General features: G+C 58.8%; 17 protein-coding genes. 4 read left to right on the top strand and 13 right to left on the bottom strand.

Features of this window, described 5'->3' with window-relative positions; all coding sequences use genetic code 11:
• Window positions 1-3: 3 nt before the first annotated feature.
• Genes fliI through fliF form a run of 4 tightly spaced genes read right to left on the bottom strand, consistent with a single transcriptional unit; the run spans window position 4 to window position 4,860 of the window.
• Window positions 4-1,422 carry a flagellar protein export ATPase FliI gene (gene fliI, locus AACO21_RS07525; protein WP_346191898.1) on the bottom strand — a complete coding sequence of 473 codons (1,419 nt, stop codon included), beginning with the start codon at window positions 1,420-1,422 and terminating at the stop codon, window positions 4-6.
• Window positions 1,404-2,114 carry a flagellar assembly protein FliH gene (locus AACO21_RS07520; protein WP_346191897.1) on the bottom strand — a complete coding sequence of 237 codons (711 nt, stop codon included), beginning with the start codon at window positions 2,112-2,114 and terminating at the stop codon, window positions 1,404-1,406. The genes fliI and AACO21_RS07520 overlap by 19 nt, the downstream gene beginning before the upstream one ends.
• 9 nt (window positions 2,115-2,123) lie before the next feature.
• Window positions 2,124-3,119, bottom strand: coding sequence for a flagellar motor switch protein FliG (gene fliG / locus AACO21_RS07515; RefSeq protein WP_346191896.1), 996 nt, complete (start codon window positions 3,117-3,119; stop codon window positions 2,124-2,126).
• Complete coding sequence (gene fliF, locus AACO21_RS07510) at window positions 3,112-4,860, bottom strand: flagellar basal-body MS-ring/collar protein FliF (protein WP_346191895.1); 1,749 nt, start codon at window positions 4,858-4,860, stop codon at window positions 3,112-3,114. The genes fliG and fliF overlap by 8 nt, the downstream gene beginning before the upstream one ends.
• 106 nt (window positions 4,861-4,966) lie before the next feature.
• Here fliF and AACO21_RS07505 point away from each other — a divergent pair, with 106 nt between their 5' ends.
• From AACO21_RS07505 to fliE, 3 genes are read left to right on the top strand one after another with little or no spacing between them, the layout of a single operon-like run.
• Window positions 4,967-6,163: an ATP-binding protein gene (locus AACO21_RS07505; RefSeq protein ID WP_346191894.1), complete on the top strand. Its 1,197-nt coding sequence runs from the start codon at window positions 4,967-4,969 to the stop codon at window positions 6,161-6,163.
• A complete protein-coding gene (locus AACO21_RS07500) occupies window positions 6,156-7,568 on the top strand; it encodes a sigma-54 dependent transcriptional regulator (protein WP_346191893.1) in 1,413 nt (470 codons plus the stop codon). The genes AACO21_RS07505 and AACO21_RS07500 overlap by 8 nt, the downstream gene beginning before the upstream one ends.
• 50 nt (window positions 7,569-7,618) lie before the next feature.
• The gene (gene fliE, locus AACO21_RS07495) at window positions 7,619-7,942 is read left to right on the top strand and encodes a flagellar hook-basal body complex protein FliE (protein ID WP_346191892.1); all 324 of its coding nucleotides are present in this window, start codon (window positions 7,619-7,621) and stop codon (window positions 7,940-7,942) included.
• 22 nt (window positions 7,943-7,964) lie between these two features.
• On the opposite strand, the gene AACO21_RS07490 is transcribed toward fliE, so the two are convergent.
• From AACO21_RS07490 to AACO21_RS07450, 9 genes are all read right to left on the bottom strand, one after another.
• Window positions 7,965-8,735, bottom strand: coding sequence for a flagellar regulator YcgR PilZN domain-containing protein (locus AACO21_RS07490; RefSeq protein WP_346191891.1), 771 nt, complete (start codon window positions 8,733-8,735; stop codon window positions 7,965-7,967).
• On the bottom strand, window positions 8,732-9,013 hold the full coding sequence (locus AACO21_RS07485; RefSeq protein WP_346191890.1) for an EscU/YscU/HrcU family type III secretion system export apparatus switch protein: 282 nt from the start codon (window positions 9,011-9,013) through the stop codon (window positions 8,732-8,734). Before AACO21_RS07485 ends, AACO21_RS07490 begins: the two co-directional genes overlap by 4 nt.
• Window positions 8,991-10,217 carry a flagellar hook-length control protein FliK gene (locus AACO21_RS07480; RefSeq protein WP_346191889.1) on the bottom strand — a complete coding sequence of 409 codons (1,227 nt, stop codon included), beginning with the start codon at window positions 10,215-10,217 and terminating at the stop codon, window positions 8,991-8,993. The genes AACO21_RS07485 and AACO21_RS07480 overlap by 23 nt, the downstream gene beginning before the upstream one ends.
• 22 nt (window positions 10,218-10,239) lie before the next feature.
• The gene (locus tag AACO21_RS07475; protein ID WP_346191888.1) at window positions 10,240-10,530 is read right to left on the bottom strand and encodes a flagellar protein FliT; all 291 of its coding nucleotides are present in this window, start codon (window positions 10,528-10,530) and stop codon (window positions 10,240-10,242) included.
• On the bottom strand, window positions 10,527-10,937 hold the full coding sequence (gene fliS, locus AACO21_RS07470; protein WP_346191887.1) for a flagellar export chaperone FliS: 411 nt from the start codon (window positions 10,935-10,937) through the stop codon (window positions 10,527-10,529). Before fliS ends, AACO21_RS07475 begins: the two co-directional genes overlap by 4 nt.
• Window positions 10,938-11,066: 129 nt before the next feature.
• Entirely contained in the window at window positions 11,067-11,888 is an 822-nt protein-coding gene (locus AACO21_RS07465; protein ID WP_346191886.1) for a flagellin, read from the bottom strand.
• 125 nt (window positions 11,889-12,013) lie between these two features.
• Entirely contained in the window at window positions 12,014-13,402 is a 1,389-nt protein-coding gene (fliD, locus tag AACO21_RS07460; protein ID WP_346191885.1) for a flagellar filament capping protein FliD, read from the bottom strand.
• Between the two features lie 43 nt (window positions 13,403-13,445).
• Window positions 13,446-13,829 carry a flagellar protein FlaG gene (locus tag AACO21_RS07455; RefSeq protein WP_346191884.1) on the bottom strand — a complete coding sequence of 128 codons (384 nt, stop codon included), beginning with the start codon at window positions 13,827-13,829 and terminating at the stop codon, window positions 13,446-13,448.
• An 82-nt stretch (window positions 13,830-13,911) separates the two neighbouring features.
• The gene (locus AACO21_RS07450) at window positions 13,912-14,736 is read right to left on the bottom strand and encodes a flagellin (protein WP_346191883.1); all 825 of its coding nucleotides are present in this window, start codon (window positions 14,734-14,736) and stop codon (window positions 13,912-13,914) included.
• Between the two features lie 145 nt (window positions 14,737-14,881).
• Here AACO21_RS07450 and AACO21_RS07445 point away from each other — a divergent pair, with 145 nt between their 5' ends.
• Window positions 14,882-16,654, top strand: a complete 1,773-nt coding sequence (locus tag AACO21_RS07445) for a hypothetical protein (RefSeq protein WP_346191882.1) — start codon at window positions 14,882-14,884, stop codon at window positions 16,652-16,654.
• Window positions 16,655-16,695 lie beyond the last annotated feature (41 nt).

Genomic DNA, 16,695 nt, shown 5'->3' with positions numbered 1-16,695 from the left:
TTATCAGACGAGACCCTGCAGGGCGCCAACGCTGGCGGCAAAGTCCGATTGCTCGGTGAGTTGCTGCTGCAGGAAGGCTTCCATGCGTGGATAGAGATTGATGGCCTGGTCGAGGACGGGGTCGGAGCCCGGTACATAGGCGCCGACAGAAATCAGGTCGCGCGAGCGCTGGTAGCGCGAAAACAGGACCTTGAACTTGCGGATCTGATCGAGATGGTTCGGCGTGATCAGGTTGACCATCGCCCGGCTGATCGACTGCTCGATGTCGATGGCCGGGTAGTGCCCGGCGTCAGCCAGGGTGCGGGAGAGCACGATATGGCCATCGAGAATGGCGCGGGCCGAGTCGGCAATCGGGTCCTGCTGGTCGTCGCCTTCGGCCAGCACCGTGTAGAAGGCCGTGATCGAGCCACCGCCTTCCGGGCCATTGCCGGCGCGCTCAACCAGTTGCGGCAGGCGGGCGAAGACCGAGGGCGGGTAGCCGCGTGTGGCCGGCGGTTCGCCGATGGCCAGGGCGATTTCACGCTGCGCCATGGCGTAGCGGGTCAGGGAATCCATGATCAGCAGGACCTGCTTGCCCTGGTCGCGGAAATATTCGGCCACCGTCGTGGCGTATGCCGCACCCTGAAGTCGCATCAAGGGACCGGTGTCGGCGGGGGCGGCCACCACGACGGCGCGGCGCATGCCTTCATCGCCGAGGATGTGCTCGATGAATTCTTTGACTTCGCGGCCCCGTTCGCCGATCAGACCAACGACGATGACCTCTGCTTCTGTGTAACGGGCCATCATGCCGAGCAGCACCGACTTGCCGACCCCGGAGCCGGCGAACAGGCCCATCCGCTGACCGCGTCCGACGGTCAACAGGGAATTGATGGCACGAATGCCGACATCCAGCGGTTGCTCGATGGCGGCGCGCGACATTGGATTGATGGGGCGGCTGAGCAGCGAGCGCGTTTGCCGGGCGCGCAGCGGGCCTTTGTTGTCGAGCGGGCGGCCCAATCCATCCACAACGCGACCGAGGAGTTCGTCGCCGACCGGACCTTGTTTCGTGCGATCCAGGGCGCGTCGGTGATGCGGGGGCGCATCGCCAACCTGAAGCGGGTGGGGGGGCGGGTCGAGGGCGACGACGGTCGACCCGGGAGACAGGCCATAAACGTCGTCAGAGGGCATCAGATAGAGGCGCTCGCCTGCAAAACCGACCACTTCGGCTTCGACGGGGGCGCCGCCTTGCGGGTGGATCAGACAGGAACTGCCGAGCGGGAGTTTCAGGCCGCTGGCCTCCATGACCAGACCGTTGATGCGGGTCAGGTGGCCGATGGCTTGCAGGGGAGCGGCACTTTCCGCGGCGATCCGGCAATTGTCGAGAAAATGCTGCCAGCGTCCGCTGTGGTCGGGCAGACCGTCGGTTACGGTGTCTTCAGCCATGCGCTTGGCTCCTGGCCAATGGCTTCGAGCACGCGTTTCCAGCGTGCTTCGGTCGTCGCATCCACCTCGCTGCTGCCGGCGCGGACCTTGCAGCCGCCGGGGGTGATGGTCGGATCGTCAATCAGGCGCACGCCTTGCTGGCTCAGGTACTCGCCCATGTGTTCGCGCACGTTGCTTGCATCGTCAGGATGCAACAGGATCTGGACCTGCGCGTGGTGTAGCGGCAGCAGGCTGATTGCTTCGCGGATGATGGGGAGCAGGTAGGTGCCGTCGGCGCGCATCGCGGTGCGTGCCATTTGGCCGGCCAGTTCAATGGCCAGGGCGAGGACTTGATCGGCGACATGCTGATCAAGCTCGGCCATGGCGCCTTCAATGTTTTGAACCAGTGCGCCAACCTGTTCGGCAGCTTTCATGAATGCACCGCGGGCGGCCTCCTCGCCGGCTTGGCGGCCCTCGTCCAGGCCTGCCGCATAGCCGGCCTCGCGCGCTTCGTCATGCATGCGCGCGATGTCTTCGGCGGTGGGCAGGCTGGGCAGGTGTGTTTCGACCAGGTCGACCGGCGGGAGGTCTTCCTGAGGCGGTACTTCTTCTGCTGGCGTGGACGCCGGCAGAGCAGCTTCCGGCGTGTCGAAGTCGCTGAACTGCCAACGCTGATAAGCCGCCAGTTGCTCCTTGGGAATGATGCCTGACATGGTGCGTTGTTAGACCATCTGTTCGCCGCCGGCACCACCGAGCACAATCTGGCCTTCGTCGGCCAGGCGGCGGACCACCTTGAGGATTTCCTTCTGCTCGGCCTCGACTTCGGAGAGGCGGACCGGGCCGCGCGACTCCAGATCCTCGCGGAGCATTTCGGCTGCACGCTGGGACATGTTGCGGAATACCTTTTCGCGCAGTTCCGGCGATGCGCCTTTCAGTGCCAGAATCAGCGAGTCGGATTGGACTTCGCGCAGGATCATCTGGATCGAACGGTCGTCGATGTCCATCAGGTTCTCGAACACGAACATCTCGTCGAGGATCTTCTGGGCGAGGTCCGGATCGTATTCGCGGATGGCGTCGATGACCGAGGTTTCGTTGGCCGTGCCGATGAAGTTGAGGATTTCGGCAACCGTGCGCACGCCGCCCATGGCGGCATGCTTGACGCTGGCCGAGCCCGAGAGGATGCGCAGCATGGCTTCGTTGAGTTCGCGCAAGGCCACCGGCTGAATGCCTTCGAGGGTGGCGATACGCAGCACAACGTCGTTGCGCAGACGCTCGGTGAAATGGTTGAGGATTTCCGAGGCGTGATCGTGTTCAAGATGAACGAGAATGGTCGCAATGATCTGCGGGTGCTCGTTCTTGATCAGGTCAGCAACAGTGGCGGCGTCCATCCACTTGAGACCTTCAATCCCCGATGTTTCGCCCCCTTGCAGGATGCGCGAGATCAGATTCGAGGCCTTGTCGTCACCCAATGCCTTGGTCAGGACGGAACGGATGTAGTTATCCGTGTCCACATGAACGGCAGCGCTTTCCTCTGCAACCTGATGGAATTCGTCCAGCACGGCTTCGATTTTGGCGCGCGGCACTGTTTTGAGGCTGGCCATGGCATGGCCCAGCTTCTGGACTTCTCGCGGCCCAAGCTGGCGCAGGACTTCTGCGGCATGGTCCTCACCCAGTGCGATGAGCAGCGTGGCACTTTTCTCGAGTCCGTCATCAGCCATTGGCGCCCATCCATTCCTTGATGATGTTGGCGACCGACTTCGGATCCGCCTGTGCAATATCGCGCGCCTTCTGGACCTTGATCGCGTAATGGTCGATCTGGACCTGGGCGTCTTCGCCTTCCTCGCCTTCTCCGGTGATGGCAACCCCGCCCGCCGCGCTGGCCACTCCCTCTGCCGTGTCCGGCTCTGCACCCGGGGGCGGCGGGAACATGGTCTTGATCGAAGGCTGGATGATCTTCAGGTACAGGAAGCCGATGATGGCGGCGATCACGAGGTAACGCAGCAGATCCTTGGCGTAGGAGATGTTTTCCGGGTCCTTCCACAAGGGCAGACCGGCATCGACCTTTTCTACTTCGGTGAAGGGGGCGTTGGCGAGCGATACGGAGTCGCCGCGCTCCTTGCTGTAGCCCATGGCTTCGCGCACGAGGTCGGCGATCTGCTTCATCTCGGCTTCCGGCAGGGCCTTGGTCGTGGGCTTGCCTGCCTTATCGACATCTTTCCGATGGTTGACCACCACGGCTGCCGTCAGGCGGCGGATGCTGCCCATGCCTTGCTTGGTGTAACGGACCGTTTTGTCGACTTCGTAGTTGGTGGTGTTGCTCTTGGTGGAGCTGAGCGGCTGGCCGAGCAGGTTGAGCGGCGCGGTAACCCCGGCTGAGTTCAGATCGCCCATGCCCTCCGGGCGGGGTTTGGTGCTGCCACCACCTGGTGCGCCACCGGTAGGCGGCGTGGTCAGCGGTGCGGTGGCCGGGACCGGCGGCTGGTTGGTCAGCGCGCCGGGGACGCCACCGGCTGTCTGGTTCACGCTGGCGCTCTCGTTGTTCTGGGTGCTGCGAATCACCGCAGTTTCCGGCGTGCCGTTCGGGCGATAACTTTCTGCCGTTTGTTCGCTTTGCGAAAAATCGATATCGGCCGCGACCTGAACCTTGAAGTTGTCGGTACCCAGAACCGGTTTCAGGATGTCTTCGATGCGGCGCACGATGCTGCCTTCGATCTCACGCACGTATTTGAGCTGGGTGGCATCCAGCCCGGCTTCGGTGCTCTTGTTCTTGAGCTGGGAGAGCAGGGCGCCGCTTTGGTCGAGTACGGTCACATTGCTGGAATTCAGCTGTGGGACGCTGGAGGAAACGAGGTGCGTGATCCCGGCAATCTGGGCGCCATCCAGCGCGCGGCCGGGGTAAAGGTTGAGCAGGACGGACGCGGTCGGCTTCTGTTCTTCACGGACGAACACCGAGGGTTTCGGAATGGCCAGATGAACGCGTGCCGACTGTACCGCTCCGATGGACATGATGGTGCGGGCGAGTTCGCCTTCCAGCCCGCGCTGATAGTTGATCTGTTCGGCAAACTGGCTGATGCCGAACTTCTGGTTCTCCATCAGCTCAAAGCCCACCATGCCGCCACGAGGCAGGCCTTGCGAGGCAAGTTTCAGGCGCACATCGTGGACGCGGTCCGCCTGTACAAGGATGGCCCCGCTGTCAGACATCTTGTGCGGAATGTTCTGCTGTTCGAGAGACGTGACGATGGCGCCGCCATCCTTCTCGCTGATGTTCGAGAAGAGGACTTTCCATTCGGGCTGGCGGCTCCACAGGACGGAGCCGACGATCATCGCCACGATGGCCGCCACGGCCACCATCATGGCCAGTTTTTGCTTGGCATCCAGCCGGTTGAGGGCCTCGCGCAAGCGCTCAACGGGGCTGCCCGCTGGCGTGGTATCGGCGACGGTCTCGGTGGTGGCGGCCATTCAGGTTCGGTGAAATCTTGGTAAACGGTGAATAATCAAACGGGAAGCCAAATCTTCCCCGAAATATTCTACTATTATCGCCGCTCCGACTACGCCATCTTTTTTCATGAGCATTCCAGCGAATGCCCCGGCTGGTGCCGCACCCGACACCAAAGCCGAAGAATTGCAACGCGCTTTCGCGCTGTTCAATCAGGTTTCTGCCGAACTTACGCAGGCCTACCAGGCACTGCAGGGCAAGGTCGCGTCCCTGACCGAGGAACTGGCTGTGGCCAACGGCGAGTTGCGCCGCCAGTACCAGGAGAAGGAGGCGCTTTCCGAGCGCCTCTCGTCCCTGTTGGATGCCTTGCCTGCCGGGGTGGTTCTGCTCGATGCTGCTGCCCGTGTCGCGGCGGTCAACCCCGCTGCACTGGCTCTTTTCAGCGAGACGGTCGTGGGCGCGCACTGGGGCGATGTGGCGCAGGCTTACCTGGTTCCGACCTTGACGGTGGGCGAATGGATGCTGGGTGAAACCCGTCTTTCCGTGGCCGAGAGTCTGCTCCCCTCTGCGGGAGGAAAGATCTTGCTGATTCATGACATCACGGCGGCGCATCGGATGAAAACAGAGCTGGAGCGCAACCAGCGTCTCGCCGCCATGGGCGAAATGGCGGCCTCGCTCGCCCATCAGTTGCGGACACCCCTGGCAACCGCCTTGCTGTACACCGCCAACCTCGGGCAGCCGGGGGTGGCGGATGAGGCGCGGGCCCGTTTTTCGGAGAAGGCGACGGCTCAATTGCGCCGCCTGGAGCGGCTGATTCAGGATGTGCTGCTGTTCGCGCGGGGGGAAAGTATCGGCCGTGATGTCATTCCGGCCGGCGATTTGCTACTCGAGGCTGCGCAGACGGTCGAGCCCCTGATGCGCGAGCACGGTCTGGTCTTCTCGACGGTCGACGACTGCGCCGGGTCAATTTTGGTCGGAGGGCGCAAGGCCTTGTTCGGTGCGGTCGTCAATCTTCTGGAGAACGCGATGCAGGCGACCCCGCAGGGCGGGGTGATCACCTTGGCGGGGAGCTGCCATGGTGATCTGTTGCGCCTCTCGGTCCGGGACTCCGGCCCGGGCATCACGGCGGAAATGCAGGCGCGGATTTTTGAGCCGTTCTTTACCACCAAGGGCCAGGGGACAGGCCTTGGACTGGCCATCGCGCTGGGCGTTGCACGGGCGCATGGCGGGGGTATCGATTTGATTTCGGAGCCCGGAGCAGGGGCAGAGTTTGTGATGACGCTGCCTTTGGCTCAGGACGTCGTGGATAATGTGAATCATGAGTGAACATCATCTCCCCGTCCTCGTTGTCGAGGATGATCCCAGTTTGCGCGAAGCCATCGGCGATACCCTTGAGCTGGCCGGGCGCAGTTACGTGGCGGTTGAAAGCGGCCCGGATGCTTTGGCCGTGCTGGCCCGTCAGGCATTTTCGATCGTGGTCAGCGACGTCCGCATGATGCCTATGGATGGCGTCACCTTGCTCAAGGAAATCCGGGCGCGTTTGCCGCATCTGCCGGTGGTTCTGATGACGGCCTATGCCGAGGTGGACAAAGCCGTCGATGCCATGCGCTCCGGTGCGTGCGATTTTCTGCTCAAGCCGTTTGAGCCGCGTGCGCTGCTGGCGCATATTCAGAAATACGTACTGCCCGATACCGGCGAGGCGGCGGGTGTGGTGGCTGTGGATCCGGCCAGTCGCGAGTTGTTTGCCGTCGCGCAGCGTGTGGCGCAGACGGACGCAACGGTGCTCCTGACCGGCGAGTCGGGGGTGGGCAAGGAAGTCGTTGCGCGTTTCATCCATCGCGAGTCTGCGCGCAAGGCCGGGCCTTTTGTGGCCATCAACTGTGCGGCGATTCCCGATACCTTGCTGGAAGCCACCTTGTTTGGTTACGAAAAGGGGGCGTTTACCGGTGCCCAGCAGGCCCAGGCCGGCAAGTTCGAGCAGGCGCAGGATGGAACCTTGCTGCTCGACGAAGTCACCGAAATGCCGTTGGGGCTGCAGGCCAAGCTGCTGCGGGTGTTGCAGGAGCGCGAAGTGGAACGGGTGGGCGGGAAGAAGCCGGTCCCCCTGAATATCCGGATCGTCGCCACCTCCAACCGCGACATGGCGGAGGCCGTGGCCAAGGGCGTATTCCGCGAGGATTTGTATTACCGCCTGAGTGTGTTCCCTGTTTTGATTCCCGCCCTGCGCGAGCGTCCCGAGGATATCGTGCCGATTGCCCGGCATCTGCTGGTCGAGCATGGTGCCCGCCTGGCCCGTACGGGGGTGACTTTGTCGCCATCCGCTGAAACTGCGCTGCGCAACCACGCTTGGCCGGGCAACGTGCGCGAACTGGATAACGTGATCCAGCGCGCCTTGATCATGGCGCCCGGCAATGAGATTCAAGCGGAACATTTACGTCTGCTGCCGCGTCCAACCGCTGAGCGCCCGGTTTCGACGCTGGCCGAGGTGAGCGTGCCGGCAGCGATTCAGGCCGCGCCTGCTGTCCCGACCCCGGTGTCGCCTGTTGCGGATGCGGGTGCGGATAAACGTGTGGAAAACATGCGGGATCTGGAGCGCGAGCACATTTTGCGGACGTTGGCCGAGGTGGGCGGTTCGCGCAAGAAAACGGTCGAACGGCTGGGGATTTCGGAACGGACCCTGCGTTACAAGTTGCAGCAGTATCGCGATGAAGGTTATTTCAAGGATGAGTGAATCCTGGCCTGAATATTGCTGATATCAGGACAGGATTGAAGGAGCATCTCATGGATACGAAGGGCATCGAACAAATGTTGAACGTGTTGCGGTCGACCGCAACCCAGGCAACTGGCCAGCCAGCCGGCAGCAATGCCGCGCCGGTCGGTGGTCCGAGCTTTGCCGACGTCCTTCAGAACTCCATCGACAAGGTCAATCAGACCCAGCAACAGGCCAACCAGATGGCGGAAAAACTTGCCGCCGGCGATACCAATCAAAACCTCCATGAAGTGATGATTGCGCTGCAGACGGCCAGCGTTTCCTTTCAGGAAATGGTGCAGGTCCGTAACAAGTTGGTCAGTGCCTATCAGGATGTGATGAACATCCAGGTCTGATTGAGACTTTCCTGACCCTTGCTCAAGCGACGCCGAGTGCCTTGCGTTCCCGTTCGATGCGGGTGATGTAGCGCTGAATTTGCGCTAACCGCGTGCCTGGCAGATTGATGAATTCGCACCCCACCTTCAGATAGGTTGTGCCATCCGCTCTGCGAATGTCTCGTTGGTCGCAGACACGCAGGCTGACCATCATGATCCCTTCGCCCGGCACATCCAGGCGGCACTCCCGGAAAATTCTGCCGGTCGGGAAACTGGTGAGTTGTTCCGTGCTGGCTTTCAGGCTGATGCCACCGCCACTGATGTCTTGAAGTGGTAGCTGTAGGCTCTCCAGGGTCCCGTCGTCACGCTGCCCGGCCAAACGGCAATGTACTGTTGGCTCGCTGGTTAATTCCAGGCGGAAAAACTCCCTTCGTTGCAGTCGCAGTAGCTGTGGCGGCAGCGTGCAGACGATCCGCGTCCCGGTTGCAGTGTGTTCGATCCGTGGCCCCTGGCTGCGGAACTGCAGGGTGATGTGATCGAGGAGGGTGGAACAGGTCAGGGTGTCTTTGGGTGACGGTGTTTTATCTGCCTGCCCTGGGGCATCCAGGAACAACAGGCCTGCATCGAGGTCGACCGCCAGCAAGGATGAAACAAAGAACTGGCTGCCGTCGCCAATGTAGACCGTGACTAAACCATGCCGTTGCTGCAATTGCTTGAGATAGGCCGTGATTTCAGTGGTGCGATCAATCAGGAAGGGGGCGTTTTCCGGAGCGTCAAGTTCAAACGGCGGGCCGGGGGGAGGGTGATGGGTCATGATTCTGTGGTGTTCTCAAGCTTGTAGAGCCAGGCCAGTAATTCTGCAACCGCAAGATAGAGTTCGGCGGGAATGTTCTGGTCAATATCGACTTGCGTCAGCAGGGCGACCATTTCGGCGGACTCGTGGACGTAGATGCCGTTTTCCCGAGCTTTTTCAATGATTTGCTCGGCAATTCGTCCCTTTCCCTTGGCGACGACGCGTGGCGCACTGTCGCTCTGACTGTATGCCAGGGCGATGGCTTCGCGGATTTTTTCAAGCGGAGGCGTCGTCTCCATGATGGGCCGTAAATTTATTGAGGGATAAGCCGGAGGCCTGCATGGCGGAGGCCAATTCGGTTTGTGCCTGACGCAAGCGCAGTTCGCTGTTCTGACTGTTTGCCGTCAAGGATAACTCAAGTTGCCCACCCTCTCCGAGGCGGAGGCGTGCATCGATCTGGCCCAGATTCGGCAGCGTCAACTGGAGTCGCGTTTGCCAGCGGCTCGGCATGTCTTCCGGTGCGCTTTTGGGGCGACCATTGTCTTCTGTGATTTCCCATTGCATCGTTTGCCCCGGCCATACTTGGCCTTGCCAAACATAGTTTTGAGTCGCCAGCGCGTTGAGCTGTTGCTGAACCAGCGGAGTCAGTTCGGGGGCAATGGCTGGCCGTTGGCTGCTTGGCAATTCCTGGGGGCTGCGTGATGTGACGGTCTCAAGGTCAGATCCTGGCTTGGATGCGCTGGGTTCGTGTGTCTTCGCATGCGCCGGGGCATCTGTTTCGGATGTGTGGGCTTTGCCGGAGAGCGATACCCGAACATCATCCTGGCTGACCTCTTCGGAGGGGGGGGAGGCCTGGGGGGCTGAGGGCTGGCTTAGGGCGGGGGTGAGGCTGGAGAGCTTTCCTTGCGGTTCTTGTAGCAAATGGGCCATGGGCATTTCACCCAAGGCCCAGCGCGCCTGATGTGCTTCGTAGAACATGCCGCTCTTGGTCAGCGCTTCTTTCAGCGCCGGTGCCAGACGCCCGGCTTCTATTTCCAGGTCGGGTAGCAGCGGCTGGTTGCCGTTGAGGGCGGCAGGCTTGGCTTTTCCGCCATCCCGGTCAATCTCGCCCAGCAGGTTGTTGATCAAGCTTCCTGTTTTGCTGAAACTGGTATTGACCGAATCTGAGGTCTTTGCCGTCGCACTGTCACTGCCTTTTTGGCCAACCAGAGCGAGTGAAATCTTGCCATCGGTTTCGACAACTTCCAGTTCCAGGGTGTCGCCTGCCTTTGCTGCAAAGGGCAGTGCCAGCGTCAATTCGCGTTGTGCGACGACGGCGCGGTAGTTGCCATTGGGAAGCAAGGCCTGAATTTCCGCCAGAATCCGTTGCCCGGGCGCAAGGTTGCTGAGTACATCCGGCACGCGCTGCGCTGGCAACGGGGCGCGGTTTTGCTCTGCGGTCTGAAGTGTCGCGGTTTCTGGGAGTACGCTGCGCAGACGACTGGCGACGTCGGGCGGAATCATGGTTGATGTCCGGCGAGTGCGCTTAGTTCATGATGAAGCGCTGGATCTGGCCTTGCCAGGTTTGCGCTTCGTCAAGCAGTTCCGATTCGCTTGCCTGAATCTGCTGGCAGATCTGGAGAATTTTTTGCCGCTCAGGCGGCGTAGGCGGCAAATACTTGCCGGCATCATGCTGGCTAATCCAGTTTTGTCGCGTGCTTGCCAACTGTTCGATCAAATCCCAATCACTCTCTTCGCGCGCAGCCAGGATGCGCTTGTTGAACTCTGCTAACGCTTCGTAAAAACGCAGGAGTGAGGGTTTTGTGCCGGCGATCATAGGGGTAGATGGCGCTCTTCGGGCGGAATTTCTCGCCACGCCGAATGAATTTCTTCAAGCAAGGTCAGGACTTCTTCCAGAACGGCTTTGTCGTTTTTCAGGTTGGCATGCAGTAGGCGGATGGTCATATATTCATATAAATCAGCCAGTTGCCCTGCGAGGTCGCCGCCTTGCTCTTGATCCAGGCTGGCTTTGAGGCCATTCGTAATGATGTCGATCGCCTTCGATATGGCCAAGCCACGTGCCTCAATCTGCTTTTGCTCCATGGCGGAACGCGCGAGCAGAATGGCGTCGCGGGCACCTTCAAAAAGCAGGAGGATGAGCCGGTATGGATCGGCTGTCTGTACCGAGGTTTCCAGGCCGACCTGAGAGTAAGCCTCTGCGCTACGTTGTCCAAAACCAAACACGAATAATCACTTTCTGCGACAAATCGGGGAGCGGCCCGAGGAGCGAGCCATCCGGGGCCGGCAATTCTTACCGGCCCGTTTCCCTGATATCGGACAATTTTGCGACAACTTGAGTGCTTTGGGTAGCGCTTACTGGCGGAGCAGGGACAGGACGTTGTTCGGGACCGAGTTCGCTTGCGAGAGCATGGCCGTGCCTGCTTGTTGCAGGATTTGGGCACGCGTCAGGCGCGCTGTTTCTTCCGCGTAATCGGCATCCATGATCCGACTGCGCGAGGCTTCCTGGTTTTCCCGGGAGACCTGTAGCTGCGAGACTACCGCATCCAGGCGGCTCATGGCACCCCCGAGATTTGCTCGTTGCGTATTGACGGTGTTCATGGCCAAGTCAATGGCGGTGAGAACACTGGTGGCGCTGCCTGGGGTATTGATGCTTAATCCATTTTGCGTAATGCTACTTCCTGTGAATGCGCCAATTTGGATAGCAATTGTTTGCCCAACATTTGCCCCGACCTGAAAGGTTTGAGAACCAGCGGTGCCATTAAACATGGCCAGCCCGTTAAATTCAGTTTGTGCAGCGACTCGAGCGACTTCAGCGCTAAGTTGCTGAAATTCGGCATCCAGGTTTTCTCTGTCACTAGCGGTGTAGGTGCCGTTGGCTGCCTGGACAGCGAGTTCGCGCATCCGCTGAAGTGCCTCGTTGATCTTTGCAATCCCGCCTTCTGCCGTTTGCACAAAGGAAATGGCGTCATTCGCATTGCGAATGGCCATACCCATGCCGCGAGACTGCGCTTCAAGGCGGGTGGCAATGGCCAGGCCTGCTGCGTCATCTTTGGCTGAGTTAACGCGCAGACCCGATGAGAGACGATTCAGGGCAACGGAAAGCGACCCTTGCGACGTATTCAAATTCCGTTGCGCCGTCAGGGACGGAATATTGGTGTTAATAATTTGAGGCATGGCACTCCTCCTGCAAAAGTTGTCTGGACGATCCTGCTTGATCGATCGTTGTTCAACTTAAAGCATGATGCGTGCCAATAAAACAAAAAAGGCACCCGAAGGTGCCTTTGGTTGCATTCAGTCGCTTAACTCCATTTGGCGATTTGCTGTGTCAGAAAGCTGCTGGTGCTCTGCATGCTTGAGACGAGTGTATCCAGGGAGGAGAATCGTGCCCGGTAGCGTGTTTCAATGGCGCTGAGGCGGTCATTCAGGCGTTCTTTTTGGTCATCCAGCAATTTGATTGAGTTCTTAATGCCGGTGGTCCGTGCCGCAATGACGCCATTGGTGTCAGTGAGACCGGTAATGGTTGTCTTGAGCGCTTTGCCGTAGCCGTCGAGAATCGATTGCGTATTGGCAAAGTTGTTGGTGACAGCCTTGTCGAACTTGGTGCTGTCTACGGCCATTGTGCCACTGGCATCAATGCTGATGCCGATGTCTGCGAGTTGCTTCAGATCGCCGGTGACGGTTGCCGGTACGGTACGGAGCGCCTCCCGCAACTGCCGATCAATGGAGCGCACGGTCGAGTCGCCGGTGAGGGCGCTGGCGGTTTTTGTCTCAGCGTTATAGGCCGTATATTTGGTGACCTGCGTGCGCAGATCGTTGTAGGCTTTGACAAAATTATCGGCCAGTGTTTTCAGTCCGGCACTATCTCGGCTCAGCGTAACGGTTGCTGGGGCGCCTGCGTTTTCTTTCGTGAGCTTCAGCGTGGTCCCGGCGATCGCATCCGTGATGGTGTTTGAGCTGAACGACAGGGAAACGTTATCAAGTTTGATCGCCGCATTCTGGGCTGCCTGAATCTGCGACAGATTGTTTGCGCCGCCCGTGTAAGCCAGTTGGGAGAGACCGGGCGATGTGTTGGTGAGCGCATCATAGGCATCCGTATTGTTGCCGTCGTTGTCGTTGACCGTAATCGAGATGGTGTTTGATGCGCCGGTCTCCTTGCTGGTCAGAACAAGGCGGCTGCCGGACGCGTCGGTGATGACATTTGCTTTCACCGAGGTGTTTTCGGTTTTTGCATTGATGGCATCACGAATGCCGGCCAAGGTGTTGTTTGTCCCATCAACGGTGATCGAAAAGCTGTTGCTACCGTTCGTGATGGTGAGTTGGCCCGTTCCGAGTGCTTCGCTGCTGTTGGAGATCACCCGGCTGGACAGTGTGTGTGCCTTGGCAAGCTGAGTGACTTCGAGTTGGTAAGAGCCGGGGGCTGCACTGGTTGTCGTGGTTAGCGAGGCGACATTGCTGTCCGAGACCGTGCTTGTCAGCAGGTTCGTCTTGCTTGATTCGAATGCTGTTGCAGCGGTTTTCAGCGTCGATAGGGCGCTGCTGATCGCGCCAAAGGCAGAAATCTTGGCGTTATAGGTGTTGGTGCGTGTCGTGAGCTGAGTCAATGGCAGTTTCTCAACCGCCATGAGCTTGGTCACGATGCTTTCCGCATCGAGGCCGCTACCGACGCCGAGTGAGGTGATGCCTGCCATGAGGTGCTCCTTGCTAAAACCGAATACGCGCTAGTAGCAGGATTTATGCCTGTTGTTTGACCAGAAGGCCTTGAAGCTTGTCGAGTGCCTTGGCAATTTGCAGCATTTCTTCCGAAGGGTACTGCCGGATGATTTCCTTGGTGCTGCGGTCAACCACCTTGACGACGGTTTTTCCGAGTTCCTCGTCGATGGAAAACTGAAGGTCCTGGTTCTTCGTGCTGACGAACTTCTGAATGTCGTCGACGGCCTTTTTGACATCTTCCTTTTGAAGTTCGGCGACTGATTTTTTCGTATCAGGCGTGACTTCGGTCGTCTTCTGGACTTCTGTTTCTGCGCGGCGGGCTGCTGCTGCCTGGCGTTGTGCCGCTTCGACCTGGGGCTGGATATAGCCGGGGGGGGGGGCGCCGTTGATGTTCTGGATGCTCATGATGCGGGTCCTTTCTGGCGTATCGCGCGCGGTAGGCTATTTATTACAGCGCGCGATACGGGGCCGGAAAAAATTGCCGGTTTTAGCGCAGAAGGCTCAGCACATTGTTGGGTACTGCATTGGCTTGAGCTAGCATGGCGGTCCCGGCCTGTTGAAGAATCTGAGCGCGGGTCAGTCGTGCCGTTTCTTCAGCAAAGTCAGCATCCAAAATACGGCTGCGGGAGGCTTCCTGATTTTCTCGGGCAATCTGAAGCTGAGATACAACAGATTCAAAGCGACTCTGCATGCCGCCAAGCTGGGCTCTTTGCGTATTGATAAAGTCAAGTGCTTGGTCGATTGCACTAATCGCACTCGTCGCCCCATCGGCATTAGAGATCGAGGATCCAGTTCCGCCGGTCTGCGTGACAGATGCGTTGGCCAGGTCGGAAATTTGGACAACAATAGTTTGTCCTACGTTTGCTCCAACCTGAAAGGTTTGGCTATTACCTGCGTTCAGCATGTCGATTTTGTTGAACTGAGTTTGCTTTACGACGCGATCGATTTCGCTGGCAAGCTGAGCATATTCCTCTTGCAGGTTTTTTCTATCAGTTGATTGATATGTGCCGTTTGCAGACTGAACGGCCAGTTCGCGCATGCGGTTCAGCGATTCGGCAACTTTTGAGATCCCTCCTTCTGCTGTCTGGAGGAACGAAAGGGCATCATTGGCGTTACGAATTGCAACACTCATGCCCCGAGATTGTGCTTCCAGGCGAGTTGCGATTGCAATCCCTGCGGCATCATCTTTGGCTGAGTTAATACGCAGGCCGGAGGAAAGACGGTTCAGCGCCGTGCTCAGGGTGCTTTGCGACGAATTCAGGTTACGCTGCGCGGTAAGGGACGGGATGTTAGTATTAATCACTTGCGGCATTTTGATTCTCCTCGACGTGGTGCTGTTCCTAGGGCCCTGTGCGGGCAGAAATAACTTCTCTTGAGAGAGTTATCGGACAGTCAGAGGAAAACTTGATGCCCTTTCGTAAAAAATTTGAATGATCCTTATGGTCCGATCAGGAAGCTTGAGTTCTGTCTCCTTGTCTATCCCGTCACAACACGAAGATGCTGTATTGGCGGCTATTTTTGCAGAGCTCGATACATTAAAGGCTGATGAACAAGTCTTTTGCCATGAGGCTGATCGTTGTGCTTTGGCGTATCGTCACCAGGGGGATGTTGCCCGCGCCATTGCTATTTACCAGCATGCCATGAGCAGATACCCGGACGTGCCCGGTATTTTGGTGAACTTTGCTGGCGTACTGCTCGCTGCTGGCGTTTGTGAAGAGGTTTTACCACTTCTTTTTAAAGCGGTTGAGTTAGAGCCGAGGAATGTTGCGGCTTGGAGTGCTCTTGCCGAAACAGCATATAAGTTTGGGCGTCTTGAAGAGTCGGAAATGTTCGCTCGCCATGCACTGTCGCTGGATCCTGGTGATTTTGTTGCTTGGAATCATCTCGCAGGCATATACAAGGACAGAGGGCGTTTGCTGGAGGCCGTCGCCTGTTTTCAGAAAGGGGTGTTGGCGGCACCAAGGAGTGCGGCGATTGCAAGCAACCTAGTCTTTACTTCCATATATTGTGGACAGGGGTGGATGCCTGACTATACGGCGGAGACTGCACGTAACTTCGACAGAATGCATGCCGCTCGCTTTTGGAAATCGGATTGGGGGCATACTAACGCACCTGATCCAGGTAAAGGACTGCGCCTCGGATTTGTGTCTCCAGACTTCCGGCGTCACGCTGTTGCTTACTTTGTTGAGCCGCTGTGGCAGTACCTTGACCGTTCTGAGTTCACTATCTACGCCTATTACAACCAGAGTCAGCGGGATTCGGTGACTGAGCGCATGGAGGCCTTGGCGGATGTCTGGCGCCCGGTTCTCGGCATGACTGACGATGCCCTTGCTGCCCGGATCCGGGAGGACGGCATCGATATTCTCATCGATCTGGCGGGCCATACCGCCGGAAACCGTTTGCTGACCTTTGCCCGCAAGCCTGCGCCTGTACAGGTAACCTGGCTTGGCTATCCGTCCACCACTGGCCTGAAGGCAATTGACTGGCTGCTGACCGACAGCATCCTGGATCCCCCGGGTATGACGGAGCATCTGTTGGTTGAAAAACCCTGGCGCATGCGGGATGTATTCTGTGTGTACCGGCCGCATGACGGCAGTCCTGAGCCGATTGATCACCCGCCGTTTGAGGACAATGGCTACGTCACCTTTGGCTGCTTCAATAATTTTGCCAAGGTGACGCCGCAGGTTATCGCGCTCTGGTGTTGGATTTTGCAACGCCTGCCAACCGCCAAACTACTACTGGAGGCAAATGGTCTGGATGAGGCCGCTTTTGCCGATGATGTCCGGGCCCGCTTCGCGGCGGGTGGGGTTGCCGGTGATCGACTCGAGTTGCTGGGGCGGCGTCCGGAGCATCAATATCACCTCTACAACCGGATCGACATTGCATTGGACCCCTTCCCTTGTAATGGTGGAACAACTACCTTCGATACCCTGTGGATGGGGGTGCCGCTAGTTTCCCTGGCGGGGGGGCACATGATGGCCCGGATGGGGGCCGATCTCCTCTCGCATGCAGGTCTTTCGGAACTCGTGGTCGAGACGGAGGACGCGTACGCAGAAGTGGCTGTGGCGCTTGCCGAGGATTCGGATCGATTGCGCCGGTTGCGCTCGGGTTTGCGGACACGCGTGCAGGCAAGCCCGCTGATGGATGCGGCAAAATTTGCTGCGAATTTTGCCGAGGCCATGCGCGGGATGTGGCAGCACTGGTGCACTCAACAAAAAAACGAAGCCTAGCTGCATATTCTGGAACGGAGATTGCTTTGTCTGGGTATTGC

The organism is Dechloromonas sp. ZS-1 (assembly GCF_039649255.1).
In the GTDB taxonomy this organism is placed as follows: Bacteria; Pseudomonadota; Gammaproteobacteria; order Burkholderiales; family Rhodocyclaceae; genus Azonexus.
The sequence above is the reverse complement of the archived record's forward strand: the minus strand, read 5'-3'. Positions and strand labels throughout refer to the sequence as shown.